The organism is Prevotella sp. P5-64 (genome assembly GCF_002251285.1).
Lineage (GTDB): Bacteria > Bacteroidota > Bacteroidia > Bacteroidales > Bacteroidaceae > Prevotella.
Map to the genome: position 1 here is coordinate 1 of NZ_NPJK01000066.1, position 1,160 is coordinate 1,160.

General features: G+C 38.7%; 1 protein-coding gene. It reads right to left on the reverse strand.

Features of this window, described 5'->3' with window-relative positions; translation table 11 throughout:
• Nucleotides 1-126: 126 nt before the first annotated feature.
• Entirely contained in the window at nt 127-1,050 is a 924-nt protein-coding gene (locus CIK87_RS12340) for an IS982 family transposase (protein ID WP_094387427.1), read from the reverse strand.
• Nucleotides 1,051-1,160 lie beyond the last annotated feature (110 nt).

Here is a 1,160-nt window from a genome sequence, read left to right on the forward strand (position 1 = left end):
AACCTGAGTTCGGGATAAGCGACAGTCGTTTTTCTTGCTATGCCAGATTTCCGACAGGTGCATATTACATTTGCCCTCCAAACAATATGGATGGCAAAATGCAGAATTGTAAAGTCCAAATGAAGTTTACTTTATAACAACAAGCTGTCCGTCAACATTCTCTATGCAATAGTCAATGTTGATGGATGGCTTCTTTTCAAAGAAGCTATACGCAGCCAAAACAGAAAGGACATTCATTACGAAATTGAACACGCTACGATGTCTTGAATGTACAAGTTGTGCAACATTCTTAAGTTCGTCATTGATGGTTTCTATGACAGATCTTTTGCGCAACAGAATCTTGTCATACAATGGCATGAGCTTGTTTTTCATATTGCATTTCAAGCCAGTGACAATTTCTATACCGTCGTTAAACAATCTCTCAAACAAGCCATGCGAAATATATCCTTTGTCTGCGAATAATTTTCCGAACACATTATCACTCAATCTGTTAAAGACATCTGTATTTCTATCGTCAACATTCGCTTTCGTAAGCATAAAGTTAAGCAGTTCACCTCTCTCATTGCATATCAGGTGTAACTTGAAACCGAAATACCATCCCATGGTGCTTTTGCCTCTTTCTGCATAACCACGGAACACCTTATTCCTTGTTATACGCTTGTTGTGGCATACAGGAATGCATGTACTGTCAATGAAACTTATACCCGTGCATCTGCCAAAGCAAAACAGTTGGAGGAACAGCATCATCTCAACCGCGACTCTGGACTCGAGTTCAACAAAGCGGTTATATGAGAGCTGCTTTGGGAACAAGTCGTGCAGGTGCACCTTAACATAAAAGAGGTAATAATGCTTGAAGTTGCGGAAAGTATTGAAATGAAAGCAGATGAGTATTGTCATGATTTCCGACCGGCTCATAGTACATTTCCGATTGCGGTGCTTACGCCCGTCAGGCTCACAAATGGACATGCGGGCAATCTCTTTATCATATTCTTGGCAAAAATCATCGATAATACAGAAAATTTCAGTAATTTTGTCCTTGGTAATCTCCATAACTATAGTATCCTTTTACTTTATAACTAATTGATTTACAACCATAAAGGTACTAAAAATTATTGAGATTACCAACTTTTATAGAGACTTTCTTATCCCGAACTCAGGTT

What these genes read in the sequence shown, in the direction of transcription:
- CIK87_RS12340 (WP_094387427.1), bottom strand. Translation starts at nt 1,050, where the DNA reads ATGGAGATTACCAAGGACAAAATTACTGAAATTTTCTGTATTATCGAT.